The sequence below is a fragment of the Burkholderia cepacia complex sp. TUM26381 genome, from assembly GCF_057439935.1.
Genome location: NZ_CM172006.1, coordinates 3105237 through 3122380, shown reverse-complemented (window position 1 = coordinate 3122380; position 17144 = coordinate 3105237). Strand labels below are relative to the sequence as shown.

General features: G+C 68.5%; 16 protein-coding genes. 10 read left to right on the top strand and 6 right to left on the bottom strand.

The window, feature by feature from the left end:
* Positions 1-37 precede the first annotated feature (37 nt).
* The 3 genes from ACWMMN_RS14660 to loiP all read left to right on the top strand — a co-directional run bounded on the left by ACWMMN_RS14660 (position 38) and on the right by loiP (position 3112).
* Positions 38-1240 carry a chorismate transformation FkbO/Hyg5 family protein gene (locus tag ACWMMN_RS14660; RefSeq protein ID WP_174993196.1) on the top strand — a complete coding sequence of 401 codons (1203 nt, stop codon included), beginning with the start codon at positions 38-40 and terminating at the stop codon, positions 1238-1240.
* Positions 1241-1365: 125 nt separating this feature from the next.
* Positions 1366-2148, top strand: coding sequence for a glycosyltransferase family 2 protein (locus ACWMMN_RS14655; protein WP_486422801.1), 783 nt, complete (start codon positions 1366-1368; stop codon positions 2146-2148).
* 202 nt (positions 2149-2350) lie between these two features.
* On the top strand, positions 2351-3112 hold the full coding sequence (loiP, locus tag ACWMMN_RS14650) for a metalloprotease LoiP (protein ID WP_059233202.1): 762 nt from the start codon (positions 2351-2353) through the stop codon (positions 3110-3112).
* A gap of 115 nt (positions 3113-3227) precedes the next feature.
* Here loiP and ACWMMN_RS14645 read toward each other — a convergent pair whose 3' ends face one another.
* From ACWMMN_RS14645 to ACWMMN_RS14630, 4 genes are read right to left on the bottom strand one after another with little or no spacing between them, the layout of a single operon-like run.
* The gene (locus ACWMMN_RS14645) at positions 3228-4928 is read right to left on the bottom strand and encodes a lactate permease LctP family transporter (RefSeq protein ID WP_486422800.1); all 1701 of its coding nucleotides are present in this window, start codon (positions 4926-4928) and stop codon (positions 3228-3230) included.
* Between the two features lie 50 nt (positions 4929-4978).
* Complete coding sequence (locus ACWMMN_RS14640; RefSeq protein ID WP_340624450.1) at positions 4979-6424, bottom strand: LutB/LldF family L-lactate oxidation iron-sulfur protein; 1446 nt, start codon at positions 6422-6424, stop codon at positions 4979-4981.
* Entirely contained in the window at positions 6421-7146 is a 726-nt protein-coding gene (locus ACWMMN_RS14635) for a LutC/YkgG family protein (protein ID WP_486422799.1), read from the bottom strand. Before ACWMMN_RS14635 ends, ACWMMN_RS14640 begins: the two co-directional genes overlap by 4 nt.
* Positions 7143-7943 carry a (Fe-S)-binding protein gene (locus tag ACWMMN_RS14630; protein WP_340624448.1) on the bottom strand — a complete coding sequence of 267 codons (801 nt, stop codon included), beginning with the start codon at positions 7941-7943 and terminating at the stop codon, positions 7143-7145. The genes ACWMMN_RS14635 and ACWMMN_RS14630 overlap by 4 nt, the downstream gene beginning before the upstream one ends.
* Positions 7944-8071: 128 nt before the next feature.
* On the opposite strand from ACWMMN_RS14630, the gene ACWMMN_RS14625 reads away from it, so the two are divergent.
* From ACWMMN_RS14625 to ACWMMN_RS14605, 5 genes are all read left to right on the top strand, one after another.
* A complete protein-coding gene (locus ACWMMN_RS14625) occupies positions 8072-8788 on the top strand; it encodes a FadR/GntR family transcriptional regulator (protein WP_340624447.1) in 717 nt (238 codons plus the stop codon).
* Between the two features lie 214 nt (positions 8789-9002).
* Positions 9003-10628: a phospholipase D-like domain-containing protein gene (locus ACWMMN_RS14620; RefSeq protein ID WP_486422798.1), complete on the top strand. Its 1626-nt coding sequence runs from the start codon at positions 9003-9005 to the stop codon at positions 10626-10628.
* 137 nt (positions 10629-10765) lie between these two features.
* A complete protein-coding gene (locus tag ACWMMN_RS14615) occupies positions 10766-11539 on the top strand; it encodes a class II aldolase/adducin family protein (RefSeq protein WP_486422797.1) in 774 nt (257 codons plus the stop codon).
* Positions 11540-11855: 316 nt separating this feature from the next.
* Positions 11856-12290, top strand: a complete 435-nt coding sequence (locus ACWMMN_RS14610) for a CHRD domain-containing protein (RefSeq protein WP_059233209.1) — start codon at positions 11856-11858, stop codon at positions 12288-12290.
* 89 nt (positions 12291-12379) lie between these two features.
* Positions 12380-13342: an alpha/beta hydrolase gene (locus ACWMMN_RS14605; RefSeq protein ID WP_174993191.1), complete on the top strand. Its 963-nt coding sequence runs from the start codon at positions 12380-12382 to the stop codon at positions 13340-13342.
* Here ACWMMN_RS14605 and ACWMMN_RS14600 read toward each other — a convergent pair.
* Complete coding sequence (locus ACWMMN_RS14600) at positions 13312-14154, bottom strand: EcsC family protein (RefSeq protein WP_059233211.1); 843 nt, start codon at positions 14152-14154, stop codon at positions 13312-13314. The two genes, ACWMMN_RS14605 and ACWMMN_RS14600, sit on opposite strands and share 31 nt — an antisense overlap.
* Before the next feature lie 106 nt (positions 14155-14260).
* On the opposite strand from ACWMMN_RS14600, the gene ACWMMN_RS14595 reads away from it, so the two are divergent.
* Both ACWMMN_RS14595 and ACWMMN_RS14590 read left to right on the top strand, forming a co-directional pair.
* Complete coding sequence (locus tag ACWMMN_RS14595; protein ID WP_059233212.1) at positions 14261-15856, top strand: MDR family MFS transporter; 1596 nt, start codon at positions 14261-14263, stop codon at positions 15854-15856.
* Between the two features lie 51 nt (positions 15857-15907).
* Positions 15908-16354, top strand: coding sequence for a MarR family winged helix-turn-helix transcriptional regulator (locus ACWMMN_RS14590; protein ID WP_059233213.1), 447 nt, complete (start codon positions 15908-15910; stop codon positions 16352-16354).
* A 67-nt stretch (positions 16355-16421) separates the two neighbouring features.
* On the opposite strand, the gene ACWMMN_RS14585 is transcribed toward ACWMMN_RS14590, so the two are convergent.
* The gene (locus ACWMMN_RS14585; protein WP_039360134.1) at positions 16422-17003 is read right to left on the bottom strand and encodes a DJ-1/PfpI family protein; all 582 of its coding nucleotides are present in this window, start codon (positions 17001-17003) and stop codon (positions 16422-16424) included.
* Positions 17004-17144: the final 141 nt, after the last annotated feature.

The following is a 17144-nucleotide window of genomic DNA, read 5'->3' as shown; positions in this document are numbered from 1 at the left end:
GCAACGCGGCCCTGCGCCGCATAGTGAGGAAATCGAAGTGTCCGTGCATCCAGTCGACGCCGAACGGCGCCCGCATTCGTTGTCGTCCGCCACCGCGCCGTTCGCGCACGGCGGCGACCACGCATTGCGGCTCGTCCAGATGAGCCATGCACGGCTCGTCGCGTTGCTGCACGATGCGCGTATCGACCACGTGTTGCCGGGCGCGCTGGGAGCGGTGTGCATCGGCGCGGCCGGCTCGCATGCCGATGCGGCAGAGCGGATGCTCGCCGATACCGCGCCCGACCTGCCGGTCGCGCCGGTGCAGATGGCGCTGCTCGGCGCGGATGCCGCCCCCGACGATGCCGTCTGCGAAATCTGGCAATGCGATGCGCACGACCTGCGCAGCGAACGGCACGGTGCGCTGCACTATCGCTACAGCGAAGCGGCGGGGCTCGTGTTCGGCAGCATCGTCGTGCACGAAACGGATGCGCAGCACGATGGCAGCACGCCGCTCGAGCGTGCGACGTTCGATGCCTACCGCGTGCTGTTCGACCTGCTCGATACGCTCGGCATGCCGCATCCGCTGCGCATCTGGAACACCGTGCCGGCGATCAACGCGGTGCAGTTCGGGATCGAGCGCTATCGTCAGTTCAATATTGGCCGTCAGCATGCGTTCGACGCGTGCCGCCGTGCGCTGACGGGCGGCGTGCCGGCCGCGTGCGCGCTCGGCTCGGTCGTGCCGGTCGCGGGCGATGCGCCGCCGGCCGCGCCGCTGGCGATCCATTTCCTCGCGAGCCGCACGCCGGCCGATCCGGTCGAGAATCCGCGGCAGGTCAGTGCGTATCACTATCCGGCGCAGTACGGCCCGCGTGCGCCGACGTTCGCGCGCGCCGCCGCATGGGCCGATGACGATGCCGCGCCGGTGCTGTTCGTGTCGGGCACGGCGAGCATCGTCGGGCACCGCACCGTGCATCGCGGCGACGTCGTCGCGCAGACGCGCGAGACGGTCGCGAACCTCGCGGCCGTGCTCGAGCAGGCCGCGCGGCAGGGGCATGGCCCGTTCTCGCTCGCCGACCTGAGCTATCGCGTCTACGTGCGCGACGCCGGCGATGCCGCGGCGATTGCCGGGATCGGGCGCGTGCTGCGCGAGGCGGCCGGCCCTCACGTGCGGCCGTTGTTCGTCCACGCGGACGTGTGCCGCGACGACCTGCTGGTCGAGATCGAGGCCAGCGCGGGTCATGCAATGGAGTGGCTGCCATGAAGCGCGAGAGCCTCACGATCCCGCAACCGGTCGCGCATGCGGCCTGTGTCGACGAAGCCTGCCGGCGTTCGCCGGCAAGTCATAAACTTTTGTCAGGATCCCTGTCTTCGCAAGCGGCTGTTTCCATGTCCAAGCTTCACGCCTCGTCCACTCATCTCGTGCTGATCCCGAGCTACAACCCGGGGGGCAAGGTCGACACGACCGTGCGCAATGCGCGCGCGCAGTGGAATCCGGTGTGGGTCGTCGTCGATGGCAGCACCGACGGCAGCACCGAACGGCTGCAGGCGATGGCCGAGCGCGATCCCGGATTGCGCGTGATCGTGCTGCCGGAGAATCGCGGCAAGGGCGCCGCGGTGCTCGCGGGGCTCGACGCGGCGGCCGCGAGCGGCTTCACGCATGTGCTGACGATGGATTCCGACGGCCAGCATCCGGCCGACCTGATTCCGGCCTTCATGGCCGCATCGCAGGCCGACACCGATGCGATGGTGCTCGGCGTGCCGAAGTTCGACGCGAGCGCGCCGCAGTTGCGCGTGCAGGGCCGCCGCCTGTCGAACGCCTGGGCCGACCTCGAGACGCTGTGGGCCGGCATCGGCGATTCGCTGTACGGGTTTCGCGTGTATCCGGTCGCGCCGCTCGCGGCGATCATGCGGCGCCAGCCGTGGATGCGCGGTTTCGACTTCGATCCCGAAGCGGCCGTGCGGCTGTGCTGGGCCGGTGTGCACCCGATCCGCATCGACGCGCCGGTGCGCTATTTCGGCCGGCACGAGGGCGGCGTCTCGCACTTCCACTACGGTCGCGACAACGCGCTGCTCGCGTGGATGCACCTGCGCCTGTTCACCGGCTTCGCGGTGCGGCTGCCGATGCTGGTCGCGCGGCGGCTGACGCGGCGCGGCGACCAGACCGCCTGAGCGGCGGCCGGCCCGGTTTCCCTCCCGATCTTCGTCCGGACACGGCGATTCCGCTGCTTTTCGTCGACAATCCGGCGTCGGATCGCCGCTTCATTTCAATCTGCTGAGTAATGAACGTGTCATCGGATGTAAACATCTGGTAATTTTCTGCCGGATTATGCAAAATCGCCGCTCCCAAATACAACTATCGAGGGATTCCGGGATGCAACTCAAGAAAGCGGTGGCGGCGTGTGGCGTGGCGTTTCTGTTGAGCGCATGCGGCGGGGTACAGAGCCTTGACGCGAACAGCCTGACGTCGGCGGGGACGAACCTGTACAAGGCGGCAACGCTGTCGGACAGCGACATCGCCGCACTGTCGAACGAATCGTGCAAGTCCAGCGACGCCGAATCGAAGATCGCGCCGGCGAACAGCGCGTACGCGAAGCGCCTGACGAAGGTCATGAAGGGCTTCGGCGACATGACGCTGAACGGCCAGAAGATCAACTACAAGGTGTACGTGACCAAGGACGTCAACGCGTGGGCGATGGGCAACGGCTGCGTGCGCGTGTACAGCGGCCTGATGGACATGATGAACGACGACGAGCTGCGCGGCGTGATCGGTCATGAAATGGGCCACGTTGCACTGGGTCACTCGAAGAAGGCGATGCAGACCGCGTACGCGGTGAGCGCGGCGCGCAGCGCGGCCGGCGCAGCATCGCCGGGCGTGGCGGCACTGTCGAGCTCGCAGCTCGGCGACATCACCGAGAAGTTCATCAACGCGCAGTTCTCGCAGACGCAGGAAAGCGCAGCGGACGACTACTCGTTCGACCTGATGAAGCAGAAGGGCATGAGCCAGAAGGGCCTCGTCACGGGCTTCCAGAAGCTCGCGCAGATGGACGGCGGCCAGAGCTCGATGATGAGCTCGCACCCGTCGTCGGCGAGCCGTGCACAGCACATCCAGGATCGCATCGCGAAGGGCAGCTGATCGCGCCACGCGCATCGCGAATCGCCGGCCCGCGCCGGCGACCGGTACGCGAAAAGAACAACCCCACGCCCGTCCGGGCGTGGGGTTTTGTTTTTGGGGCCAGCCGGCGGGTCGCTTACGGCACCATCCCCGGCAGCACGTACGCCTGCACGAGCGTGATCAGCCCGACGATCACCGCGAACAGCAGGCTGTGCCGCACCGTGAAGCGGAACAGCTCGGACTCCTTGCCGACGAGACCCGTTGCCGCGCACGCAACCGCGATCGACTGCGGCGAGATCATCTTCGCGGTTACGCCGCCCGTCGTGTTCGCCGCGACCGCGAGCGTTTCGGGCACGCCGAGCTGATGCGCGGTGGCCTGCTGCAGCGAGCAGAACAGCGCGTTCGACGACGTATCGGAGCCCGTCAGGAACACGCCGAGCCAGCCGAGGAACGGCGAGAAGAACGGGAAGGCGGCGCCGGTCGCGGCCAACATCAGCGCGAGCGTCGACGACATCCCCGAGTAGTTCGCGACGAACGCAAATGCGAGCACGAGGCCGATCGACAGGATCGGGCGCGTCAGTTCCTTCAGCGTTTCGCCGAACGTGACGAGCGCGTCGCGCGGCTTCATCCGCAGCAGCGCCATCGAGATCAGCGCGGTCACAAGGATCGCGCTGCCGACCGCCGAAATCAGGTCGATCTTCAGCACCGCGTCGAGCGCTTTCGGCGTCGCGGCGATCGGCGCGGTCTTCACGACGAGCTGGTCGAGCCCGGCCACATGGAACTTCAGCACGGTCGACGCGAGTGCGCCGTGCGCGGCGAACAGCGCCTTGAACGGTGCGATGCTCCAGACCGTGACGACGGCCGTCAGGATCAGGAACGGCGACCATGCGCGCACCGTCTGCACGAGCGTGTACGGCGACGCCTGGCGGCTCGCGCCGAAGCCGTTGCCGCTAGCGCCGAACCCGGCCAGCGCCGCGCCGCCGCCGGAGGCGACGAGGCCGCCGGCCGGCTGCTTCGCGGTGCGCGGCTGCCACACCTTCAGGAACGTCGCGAGCGCGACGAGGCTGACGAGCGACGACGTGATGTCCGGCAGCTCGGGCCCGATGTGGTTCGACGTGAAGTATTGCGTGACCGCGAAGCTGCCGCCCGCGACGAGTGCAGCCGGCCAGGTCTGCCGTACGCCGCGCAGCCCGTCCATCATGAACACGAGCCAGAACGGCACCGCGAGCGACAGCAGCGGCAACTGGCGGCCGGCCATCGCGCCGATGTGGAACGGATCGATGCCCGTCACCTGCCCGGCGACGATGATCGGAATGCCCATCGCGCCGAACGCGACCGGCGCGGTGTTCGCGATCAGGCACAGCCCGGCCGCGTGCAGCGGCTTGAAGCCGAGGCCGACGAGCAGCGCGGCCGTGATCGCGACGGGGGCGCCGAAGCCGGCCGCGCCTTCGAGGAATGCGCCGAACGAGAAACCGATCAGCAGCATCTGCAGGCGCTGGTCGTCGGTAATCGACAGCACGGACGCGCGGATGATGTCGAACTGGCCGGTCTTCACGACGATCTTGTACAGGAACACGGCCGCGACGATGATCCACGCGATCGGCCACAGGCCGTAGGCGAAGCCGAAGCCGGCTGCGGCAAGCGCCTGCGGCACGGGCATCCCGTACGCGAGGATCGCGACGCCGAGCGACAGCAGCAGCGTGATCGCGGCCGCGACATGGCCTTTCATCCGCAGCGCGGCCAGCGCGATGAAAAAGAAGATGATCGGAATCGCGGCGACGAACGCCGACAGCCCGAGGCTGCCGAGCGGCGAGTAAATCTGATGCCAAACCTGCATGGGTGTCTCCTCCATGGATTTTTAGGGGTACGGGTTTGAAAGCGGATGCGCTATTCGGGCTGCCCGCGTGCGCGCAGCAGGTCGGACAGGCTGCGCGGCGCCGGTTCCAGCGGCGTGCGGTGCTGCGTCCAGCCCATCTGTTTCGCGGGCGTCAGCGCATGCAGGCGCGTGGCGGCCCAGCGGAATGCGCGGTACGCGCGCGGATGCGCGAACGCGCCGGACCAGAAGCGCCACACGAGGTCTTCCGCGCGGGTGTAGTTCGCGCCCTGGCCGCGCAGCGGATGGGCGACGGGTTCGTCGGGCTTGCGGTTCGCCTCGGTGCGCAGCCGCACGAGCAACTGCGGGATCGGGATGCGCACCGGGCACACCTCGCCGCACGCGCCGCACAGCGTCGACGCGGTCGGCAGGTCGGCCGTTGCGTCGAGGCCGAGCAGGTGCGGCGAGATGATCTTGCCGATCGGGCCCGGGTAGGTCGTGCCGTACGCGTGGCCGCCGATGCGCGTGTAGACGGGGCAGTGGTTCATGCACGCGCCGCAGCGGATGCACTGCAGCGTCGCGCGCAGCTGTTCGTCCGCGTATGCCTGCGTGCGGCCGTTGTCGAGCAGTACGAGATGCAGTTCGCGCGGGCCGTCGCGTTCGCCGTCGCGGCGCGGGCCCGAGATCAGGTTGAAATAGGTCGTGATCGCCTGGCCGGTGGCCGAGCGCGTGAGCAGGCTCGACAGCGGCACGATGTGCTCGAGCTTCTCGACGACCTTCTCGATGCCCATGATCGCGATGTGCGTGTCGGGCACCGTGGTCGACAGGCGGCCGTTGCCTTCGTTCTCGACGAGCCACAACGTACCCGTGTCGGCCGCCGCGAAATTGACGCCCGACAGGCCGATGTCCGCTTCGGCGAACGCGCGGCGCAGGGCGCGCCGGCCGGTCTGGATCAGTTCGTCGACGTCTTCCGTATAGCGTGTGCCGGGGAGGTGTGCTTCGAACAGCTCGGCGATGTCGCCGCGCGTCTTGTGGATCGCCGGCATCACGATGTGCGACGGCTTTTCGCCGGCGAGCTGCACGATGAATTCGCCCATGTCGGATTCGATGCAGTCGACGCCGTGTTCGGCGAGGTAATGGTTCAGCTCGATTTCCTCGCTCGCCATCGACTTGCCCTTGATCACGCGGCGCGCCTTCTTCGCCTGCGCGATGCCGAGCACGATCGCATTCGCGTCGGCGGCCGTCTCGGCCCAATGCACGTGCACGCCGGCTTCGGCGAGCTTCGTCTCCAGCCGTTCGAGCAGCGCGGGCAGTTGCGCGAGCGCGTGCTGGCGCACGGCTTCGCCGAGATCGCGCAGTTGCTGCAGTTCGGTGTCGTCGGGGAATTGCGTCGCGCGCTTGCCCTGCAGGAAGTCCATCGCGCCGCGAAAGCTCTGGCGCAACGCGGGATCGTCGAGTGCGGCTCGCGCGCGGGCCTTGAAGTCGCCGGGGGCGACGAATTGCAGCGTGTGGTCGCTCATTGCGGCAGATCCTCGCAAGCGGGTGCGGCCGACGGGGCGGTGGAATCGGTGACGATCACGACCCACAGGCGGCGCGGGCCGTGTGCGCCGTAAGCGAGCGTCTGCTGGATGTCGGAGGTCTTCGACGGGCCCGATACCAGCACGAGGTTGGTGGGCATGCCGGCTTGCCAGCGCTCCGCATGCACGGCCGCGTGCAGGTCGGCATGCAGCGTGTTCGCATGGACGAGCGCGACATGCAGCGGCGGCACCAGCGACACCGTGCGCGGCGAGCCGGCGTCGGGGGCGAGCACGACGGTGCCGGTGGCCGCGATGCCCGAACGCGCGACAGTGAAGCCTGCATCGATCGTGTCGAACAGCTCGGCTTTCCATGCGTCGATCGGCCGGTCGAACGGTACCGGTGCGACGGTATCGGGCAATGCGCGGGCGAGCGCCGCGGATTCGGCGCGGGCCGGGTCGAGCAGCAGGCGGCGCACGCCGGCGTCGGCGAGGCGCGCGGCAAGCTGCGCAGGCCATGCGTCCGCGCTCGCGCACCAGACGTCGGCGTGCGACGCGGCCAGTGCGGCCTGCATTGCCGGTGCGAGCGCGTGCGGGTCGCGTTCCGTCGACGCGCGGCGCATGTCGTAATGCATGTCGATGCGCGCATCGAGTACGGGGGCGGCCGTCGCGGCGACGCCCGGCGCGGCGGCGCGCAGGCGCGCGAGAATGGCGGCGCGCGCGCTCATTGCCGGTCTCCGCGCAACGATGCGGCGCCGGACGTCCGGCGCCACAGGAAGCTCGCGAGATGCTCGACCGGCAGCGGCGCGCCGGCCTTGGTCGCAGCGTGGCCGATGTTCAGCAGGCAGCCGCAGTCCGCGGACACGAGCCGGTCGCAGCCGGTCGCGCAGGCCGACGCGACCTTGTCGCGCACCATCGCGCCGGAGATGTCCGGATGTTTCAGCGAGAACGTGCCGCCGAAGCCGCAGCACTCGGATTCGCGTTCGTGTTCGATGCGCGTCACGCCGGGCAGTGCGTCGACGAGCGCGACACCATGCACGCGCGTGCCCATCTCGCGGCGTGCCGCGCACGACGTGTGCAGCACGACGCGCTCGTCGGGCGCGGCGCCGGCCGTGGCCGCGTCGAGCTGCACGTCGAGCACATGGACGAGGAATTCCGCGAGTTCGTAGGTGCGGCCGGCGATCGCACGCGCCTTCGGGCCGTTGACGGGATCGTCGGCGAACAGCGCCGGCCAATGGTGCCGGATCATGCCTGCGCACGAGCCGGACGGCACGATCACGGGCCACGGTTGTGCGAACAGGTCCAGTTGCGCGGCCGCGACGCGGCGCGCTTCGTCGGGATTGCCGCTGCTGTAGGCCGGCTGCCCGCAGCAGCTCTGGCCGCGCGGATAGTGGACGGTCAGGCCTTCGCGCTCCAGCAGGCGGACCGCGTCGAGCCCCGCTTCGGGGACGAACAGGTCGACCAGGCAGGTCGCGAACAGGTAGGCGTGTGCGGGGATGGCGGCGGGGTACTGCCTTTCGTTCATGTCTCGCTCCAGAGGCGACGGCCCGGCGTGCGGGTCGACGATTTCGCTGCATAATTCCCGCGACGGCGCCGCAGCTCAAATTGGTTGGGCCAATCGGCGCGCCACGTATTCCGCAGGGAGACGCGACGATGGCAGCGATGACGGCACGGGGCCGGACCGAAGTGGTGATGCGCAAGATCGAGACGGCGCTGCTCGACGGCACCTGGCCGGCCGGCGCGCGGCTGCCGGCCGAGCGCGTGCTCGCGCAGCAGTACGGCGTCGCGCGCAATACGGTGCGCGAGGCGACCCAGCGGCTCGTCGCGCGCGGGCTGCTGCAGAGCCGGCGCGGCGCGGGCGTCTACGCGACGGACCAGTTGCGCGCGGGCATCGCGTCGCCGTGGGGCCAGCTGGTCGCCGATCATCCGGCGCTGCGCGACGACATCCTCGAATTCCGCCGCGTGCTCGAAGGCGCGACCGCGTATTTCGCCGCGCTGCGAGCCGATGCGAGCGACCGGCGCCGGATCCGCACGCTGCTGCGCGAACTCGAAACCGCGCACGCGAACGACGACGCCGCCGTCGAAGCCGCGACCGACGCGAAGCTGCACGAGGCGATCGCGCTCGCGTCGCACAACACGATGTTCCTGCACCTGCATACGAGCGTGATCGGGATGCTGCGCGAGCACATCTCGATCAACGTGGCGGGCATGACGATGGAGGACGAGCAGGCGTCCGAGCTGCTGTTGCTGCAGCACCGCGTCGTGTGTGAAGCGATCTGCGCGCAGCGGCCCGAAGAGGCGCGCACCGCGATGCAGACGCATATCGACTACGTGCGCAGCCATTTCGAGCGCAGCGGCGATGCGCAGTGAGATTGGTTGGACCGCTTTGAGGCTCGGCCCGTCCGGCGGGCGAATCGGGCATGCCCGTGCATCGCGTGCCGGCGGCCGGCCGTGCGCGGGCCGCCGTGTGCCGCTCGCGCGATTGACCGGTTCATCGGCCGCCCACTAGAATCGGCCGGAACCGCGCGCCAGCCGCGCGCTGCGGCGAATGCGGACCGTCGTTCCGCCAGTCGAGGAAGCTTCCGTGCTCACGTCTTTCATCCGGCGCGCGCCGGCCGCGCTGTCGTGGCGTGCCGCATGCCGCCCGGCTCGTGCGCTGGCCGTCTGCGCACTGCTGTCGCTCGTTGCCGCCTGCGCGACGCACCCGCCCGCCACCACGCTCGATCGTCCGGTCTCGCATGCGTTGCCGCCCGATACCGCGACGCCGCTGCGCGACGCGCTGGCCGCCCCCGAGGCCGCGCATCCGGGCCAGTCGGGCTTCCGGCTGCTGGCCGACGGCGCGCAGGCGCTGCAGATGCGCATCGCGCTCGCCCGCGCCGCGACGAAGACGCTCGACATGCAGTACTACATCGCGACCGAGGACACGACGGGCAAGCTGCTGCTCGCCGCGGCGCTGTACGCGGCCGATCGCGGCGTGCGCGTGCGGATGCTGGTCGACGACCTGAACTTCCGCGACATCGACCGCGTGATGGCCGCGCTGAACACGCACCCGAACATCGAGATTCGCGTGTTCAACCCGTTCGGCGCGTCGCAGCAGGGGATGGTCGAGCGCACGACCAACTTCTTCACGCGGATCGACAGCTTCACGCGCCGGATGCACAACAAGGCGATGATCGCGGACAACCAGATCGCGATCGTCGGCGGCCGCAATCTCGGCGACGAATATTTCAGCGCGAGCCCGACGCTGCAGTTCCGCGATCTCGACGTGCTCGCCGCCGGCCCCGTGGCGAATGACGTCTCGGCGAGCTTCGACGCGTACTGGTCGAGCGCGAGCAGCTATCCGCTGCGCGTGCTGAATCACCAGTCGTTCGATCCGAAGGAGCTCGACGCGATGCGCGACGAGCTGCGCAGCCACTGGCGCCAGAACGCCGAGCCGTACAACGCGAAGCCGCTGAACGCGACGCCGCTCGCGCAGCAGATCGCACGCGACGAGCTCGAGCTCGTGTGGGCGCCGGCCGAGTTCAAGGCCGACGCGCCGGACAAGGTCGCACGGCCGACCGATGCGTACGTGAGCCCGCCGATGCAGCGTCTCGTCGAGCTGACGCGCGGCGCGCAGCAGGAATTCCTCGCGTTCTCGCCGTACTTCGTGCCGCACGACGCGGGCGTGAAGATCCTCGGCGACACGACCGCGCGCGGCGTGCGCGTCGCGATCCTGACGAATTCGCTCGCCGCGACCGACGCGGTTGCCGTGCAGGCCGGCTACGGGCCGTACCGCGTGCCGCTGCTGCAGCACGGCGTCGAGTTGTACGAGTTCAAGGCGCAGCCGGGCCGCCAGCGCCCGCGCCTGTTCGGATCGCGTTCGCGCGCGAGCCTGCACGCGAAGGCGTACGTGATCGACCGGAAGATTCTCGTGATCGGCTCGATGAACCTCGACCCGCGTTCCGCGCACCTGAATACCGAACTGGCGCTCGTGATCCATAGCCCGGCGCTCGCCGAACAGGTCGCGACGATCTTCGCGCGGGCGGCGCAGCCGGACGAAAGCTATCGCGTGAGCCTCGTCGCGCCGGCGGCCGGCGGGTCGCCCGAACTCGTGTGGACGGGTATCGACAACGGCAAGCCGACGACCTATCACGTCGATCCGCACGCGGGACTGATGCGCAACCTGATGACGGGCATCTTCATGCTGCTGCCGGTCGACGACCAGCTTTAAAGGGACGGAAGCGCTCCGGCTAAACCCGCGTTAACGAGGTGCGGGGAAGGTGATATGGTTGTGCGCGCAACCATCATGGCAATGTGGCGGCGCGGCCCGGCGGCCCGCGCCACGACCATCCGCAACCGGAGCTCCCCATGCAACGTGTACCGAACCAGCCGTTCACGCGCCCCGCCCGCTTCTCCGAAGCCGAATGGCAGGCGCGCGTGCAGCTCGCGGCCGCCTACCGCATCTTCGATTACCTCGGCTGGACCGAGCTGATCTACAACCACATTTCGCTGCGCGTGCCGGGCGAGGACGGACATTTCCTGATCAACCCGTTCGGGCTCCATTACAGCGAGGTATGCGCGTCGAACCTCGTGAAGATCGACATCGACGGCAACGTGATCGGACATTCCGACTGGCCGATCAACCCGGCCGGCTTCACGTTCCACAGCGCGATCCATGCGGCGCTGCCCGATGCGCACTGCGTGATGCACGTGCACACGACGCCCACGATGGCCGTGTGCTGTTCGCGCGACGGGCTGTCGTTTTCCAATTTCTATTCGGCGCAGTTGTACGGGAAGATCGCGTATCACGATTTCGAGGGCATCACCGTGCACCTGGAGGAGGGGCGGCGCATCGTCGGGAGCGCGGGCGGGCGGCCCGTGCTGCTGCTGCGCAACCACGGGCCGGTGACGATCGGCGCGACGCTCGCGCAGACGTTCTCGCTGATGTGGCTCCTCAACCGTGCCTGCGAGGTGCAGGTCGCGACCCATGCGATCGGCGACGCGCTGTCGATCGCGCCGCCGGTGCTCGAAGGGTGCGTGCGCGATTCGCTGAATTTCGATCCGAAGCATGGCGCGGGGCAGGACGCGTTCGACGCGCTGCAGCGCCTCGTCGATCGCATCGATCCCGGCTATCGCGCGTGACTTGGCGTGACCCGGCTGCCGGCGGCGCATTCAAAAAAAACGCGGCCGGGTGGCCGCGTGAATACTCGCAGACTCCTTCGGACGAAGGAAACAAGCAACTGTGAAACGAAGTGTAGCGAAAGGCCGCGCGCGGATTCAGCCGTCGGGTTGCAAAGGTCCGTTCCAGGTTGACGCAGACTGACACGGGGCGCTGTGCGTCGCGCTGCGGCGATTCGCTGCATGGCCGTTCGACGGACTCCCGCAACGGCGGCGATCGACTACCATCCTATCTGGCGCCCCCGTTCGGGCGGCGCACAACGTCGTGCAAGGAGAGTCCATGCTCAAGCTGCGTTTGCTCCAGGTCGCGTTACTCGCAGGCGTGCTGGCCGCCGGCAGCGCCGCCGCCGAAACGGTGCGTCTGTCCGCCAATCTGCAGCCGTCGAGCGAAGTGCCGCCGACGGCAACCAAGGGCTCGGGCGCCGTCGACGCCACCTACGACACGGTCACCCACACGCTGCAGTGGACCGCAACCTACGAACACCTCACGGGGCCGGCCACCGCCGCGCATTTCCACGGGCCCGCGCCGGTCGGCCAGAACGCCGGCGTGCAGGTGCCGATCCCGAAGGACGAGCTGGCGAGCCCGATCAAGGGTTCGAAGGAGCTCACCGACGCGCAGGTCACCGACCTGATGGGCGGCAAGTGGTACTTCAACGTCCATACGAAGGAACACCCGGCCGGCGAAATCCGCGGCCAGGTGATGCCGGCGAACTGAGCGCCGGCGTTTGATATAGAGGCACCTGTCGAGCGGCGCGGGAACGTTCGCACGTACCATCGTCACACTGCGATTACGGAGTGCGTCCGATGAGTTGGCAAAGCAAGTTCGCCTGCTGGCTGCTGCGCTGGCAGTTTCGTCCGGAGACCACGCGCGAGGTGCTCGACCCCGCGCGTGCGCGGCGCTTTACCGACTTGCGGATGGTCGTGCCGCGCCGCGCGCCGTCGGGTTACCGGCTGCGCCAATGCTACGGCGCGGGCGACGCACCGCTGCGCGGCGAGTGGCTCGAGCGCATCGATGCGAGCGCAGAGCGTGGTCCTGGCCGCACGCTGTTGTATTTCCACGGCGGCGGTTATTACTTCTGTTCGACGAAGACCCATCGGCCGCTCGTGTTCGGCCTGACGAAGCGCGCGGGCGTGCGCTCGTTCTCGCTCGACTACCGGCTCGCGCCCGAAAACCGTTTCCCGGCCGCGCTCGACGATGCGCTCGCCGCCTACCGGCAACTGCTGGCGCTCGGCACGCCGCCCGAGACGATCGTGCTCGGCGGCGATTCGGCGGGCGGCGGCCTCGCGCTCGCCACGCTCGTCGCGCTGCGCGATCGCGGCGAGCCGTTGCCGGCCGGTGCGATCCTGTTCTCGCCGTGGACCGACCTCGCGGCCACCGGTGCGACGCTGCGCACCAACGACGGCCGCGATCCGATGTTCGCCGGCGCGGCGCTGCCGAAGGCCGCGAAGCTGTATCTCGGCGACGAACCGGCGACGAATCCGTACGCATCGCCGCTCTACGCGGATTTCACGGGCCTGCCGCCGCTGTATATCCAGGTCGGCAGCACCGAGGTCTTGCTCGACGATTCGCGCCGCGTCGCGGAGAAGGCGAAGGCGGCCGGCGTGCAGGTGGAAATCGAGGTGTGGCCGGACATGCCGCACGTGTGGCAACTGTACGCACCGATGGTGCCGGAAGCGCGCGACGCGCTCGACCGCGCGGCCGCATTCCTGCGCCGCGTCGCGGTCGAACGCGCGGTTCAGCGCGTCGGCGAGGCGTCGATCGCCTGATAGGCGGCCTTGACGGCCACCGAGCCGTACTTGCGTTCGAGCCGGCGCACGGTGAAGTGGCCGTGCGCCATTTGCTGAAAGTGGTCGATGAACAGCGTGTTGACGGTCGCGCCGAGCACGGCGCCGATCGCCGGGATCGACTTCGCGGCCATCTGCTCGGTCACCTGCACCGAGAAGCGCGACGCCACCGTCTGCACGAGCTTGAACACGGCCGCCGAGCTGTGCGCGGCGATGCCTTTCGTCGTGATGTCCGACGACGCCTTCGAGATCGCCTGGGCAAGCGCGCCGCGCAGCACGAAATAGCCGAGATCGGCGTCCTCTTCCTGCTTGTCCGGGTTGCCGCCCATGCCGAGCACGGCCAGGCATTGCAACTGCGTATCGACCGACGCCAGGTCCTCGCCCTCGCTGCGCGCGATGTCGCACACCGAGCGGAAGATCAGCGTGGTCGTTACCGGCAGTTCGACCGGCAGCGCGAGAAAGCCGAACGCGCCGCCTGCCGCGCCGGTCGTCGCGACCGCGAGCTTGTGCAGCAGGTTGCTCGGCTTGTCGGGTTCGGCGTCCGGCGCGGGCGGCTTGCCGAGCGTGCGCAGCGCGATGTTCAGGCACTTGCGCAGCGCGAGCTGCGTCGCATCGTTGATCTTGCCGGTCGCGAAATCCGGCAGCCGCGCGATCATTTTCTCGACCGGCGCGCCGAGCATGCCGGTCAGCTTCATCGTCAGCGATGGGCTTTCCAGCACCTGCTTCGCGCGCCACAGCGCGTCCCGATCCTCCTGCGAGAGCGTCGTCGCGGGGGTGATTGAAATCGGTTCCATCTTTCTCCTTGGCTTGAACGGGCCCTAAACCGTCGCCAGCCTAGATTACTCCGCCATGCTAGAATTTTGAAATTGTTTGACTCGTCAAAAGTTGCATCAACAAAAAATGGCCGTCCACACTGCCGCCCACCATTCGAGCGGGCAAGTTTTGCCGTTCCGCGAATCGCTGCTGGCGATGATCGGGATCTCGTTCGTCACCATGCTGGTCGCGCTCGACCAGACCGTCGTCGGCACGGCGTTGCCGACCATCGTCGCCGAGCTTCGCGGTTTCGACCTGTACGCGTGGGTCGCGACCTCGTACCTGCTCAGTTCCGTGATCACGGTGCCGATCTTCGGCCGCCTCGGCGACTATTACGGCCGCAAGCCGTTCGTCATCGCGTCGATCGTCGTGTTCACCGCCGCGTCCGTGCTGTGCGGGATGGCCAACGACATGCTGTTCCTCGTGCTCGCGCGCGGGCTGCAGGGGATCGGCGGCGGGATGCTGGTCGGCACCGCGTTCGCGTGCATTCCCGACCTGTTTCCCGATTCCGTCGTGCGGCTGCGCTGGCAGGTGCTGATGAGCTCCGCGTTCGGCATTGCGAACGCGGTCGGCCCGTCGCTCGGCGGCATACTGACCCAGTCGTTCGGCTGGCGCTCGGTGTTCTACGTGAACCTGCCGGTGGGCCTGCTGTCGCTGTTCTTCGTATGGCGCTACCTGCCGCACCTGCGCCATGTCGCGCACGATCGCAAGATGCGGCTCGACTGGCCGGGCGCGTTGCTGATCGCGCTGTCGCTCGGCGCGCTGCAGCTGTTCGTCGAATGGCTGCCGAAGTACGGCGTCGCGAGCTGGGCGTCGCTGCTGCTCGTCGTCGCGGTCGCGGCCGGCATTGGCCTGTGGCATTGGGAGAAGCGCTGCGAGCAGCCGATTCTGCCGTTCGACATGTTCGGCAACCGCGCGCTGTCGGCGCTGTTCGTGCTCGCGATCCTCGCCGGCTTCTCGATGTTCTCGCTGCTGTTCTACGCGCCGCTGCTGTTCCAGGGCGGCTTCGGGATGTCGCCGAAGGAAGCCGGACTCGTGATCACGCCGCTCGTCGTGTTCATCACGATCGGCAGCATCATGAACGGCCGCGTCGTCACGCGCATCCGCAATCCGAACGCGATGCTGCACGTCGGCTTCGTGCTGTTCGCGATCACGTGTGCGGGCATCGTCGTGTCGACCCACACGACGCCCGCCTGGATGCTGATGGCGCTGATGGTCGCGGGCGGCATCGGGCTCGGCTTCGTGCTGCCGAACCTTACCGTGTTCGCGCAGCAGACGGCCGGCCGCGAGCACCTCGGCATCGCGACGGCGCTGCTGCAGTCGCTGCGGATGGTCGGCGGGATGCTCGGCACGGCGCTGACGGGCACGCTCGTCAACCAGATGTACTCGGGCGGCGTGCGCAATGCGCTGACGGCCGATCACGCGATGCAGTGGCATGCGCAGCTCGCCGATCCGCAGATCCTGATCGACCGCGCGGCGCAGGGGGGGCTCGTCGCGGAGCTGACGCGTGCCGGGCATAATGGCGCGCTGCTGCTGGAAGCGGCCCGCGAATCGCTCGTCGGCGCGATTCACCTGGGCGTCGCGATGGCGGCCGTCATCGCCGTGGTGTCGGTATGGCAGTGCCGCCGCGTGCCGCCGATCGCGCTGCGGCGCAAGATCGAACCGCACGTCGCGGCCGATTGACGGATCAAGCGATTCAACGACTCAACGATTTACCGGAAACGAAATCAGCGCATGGAAGAACAGGACCGCGTCGCGATCTTGCAGCAATTCGGACGCACGTATCGCGCGTTCATGACCGCGTTCGAAGCGCACGTCGGGCAGCCGATGCCGCGCTGGCGCATCATGGTCGCGCTGCACACGATGGGCGGGCATTCGTCGCAGAAGAAGCTCGTCGAAGTGCTGCGCATCGATCCGGGCGCGCTCACGCGCCAGTTGAAGTCGCTCGACGCGCTCGGCTGGATCCAGCGCGAATCCGATGCACGCGACAACCGCGTGACCAACGTCACGCTGACCGACGAAGGCCGCGCGGCGTTCGACGCGTGCCTGCCGCGCCGCAAGGCGTTTCTCGAACAGACGATGGCGCAACTGCCGGACGACGTGCTGAATGCGCTGTCGGGTGCGCTCGCGATGCTGGAAACGCGAATCGCGGACGCCGGTTCGGCACCGGTCGCGCGCTGATGCGCGGGCAGGGCGGCGCGTTCGCGCCGCCGGCTGCCGCTTCATCTCATCCCGATTCGGTGCTGGCTTACAGCTCGATGCGCGTGCCCAGCAGCACGAGGAACTGCGCGAGCCAGGCCGGATGCGCGGGCCACGCGGGCGCGGTGACGAACGGCGCGTCGGTCACGGCCGCGTCGACCGGAATGTCGGCATATTCGCCGCCCGCGAGCTTCACTTCGGGCGCGCACGCCGGGTAGGCCGAAATGCGCTTGCCGCGGATCACGTCGGCGGCCGCGAGCAGCTGCGCCGCATGGCAGATCGCGGCGATCGGCTTGCCGGCTTCGGCGAACTCGCGCACGAGCGAGATCACCTTCGGATCGAGTCGCAGGTATTCGGGGGCACGGCCGCCCGCGATCGCGAGCGCGTCGTAGCGCGACGCATCGACATCGTCGAATGCCGCGTTCAGCGTGAACTGGTGGCCGGGCTTCTCGGTGTAGGTCTGGTCGCCTTCGAAATCGTGGATCGCGGTCTTGATCTTGTCGCCCGCGCGCTTGCCCGGGCAGACTGCATCGACGTGGTGGCCGACGGCCTGCAGCGCCTGGAACGGCACCATCGTTTCGTAGTCTTCGGCGAAATCGCCGGTCAGGAACAGGATCTTCTTCGCGGCCATGGCTTTCTCCAGGGATGCAGCGTTGAAGGCCCGTTCGCGCCGTGCGCAACGGCCGCGAGGGGCCCCGAGGACGAAAGCGCAGTGTACTCCGGCAGATTGAAGCGCGCGTGACGGCCGCCCCGCGCGAGCGGCGGGGCGGTG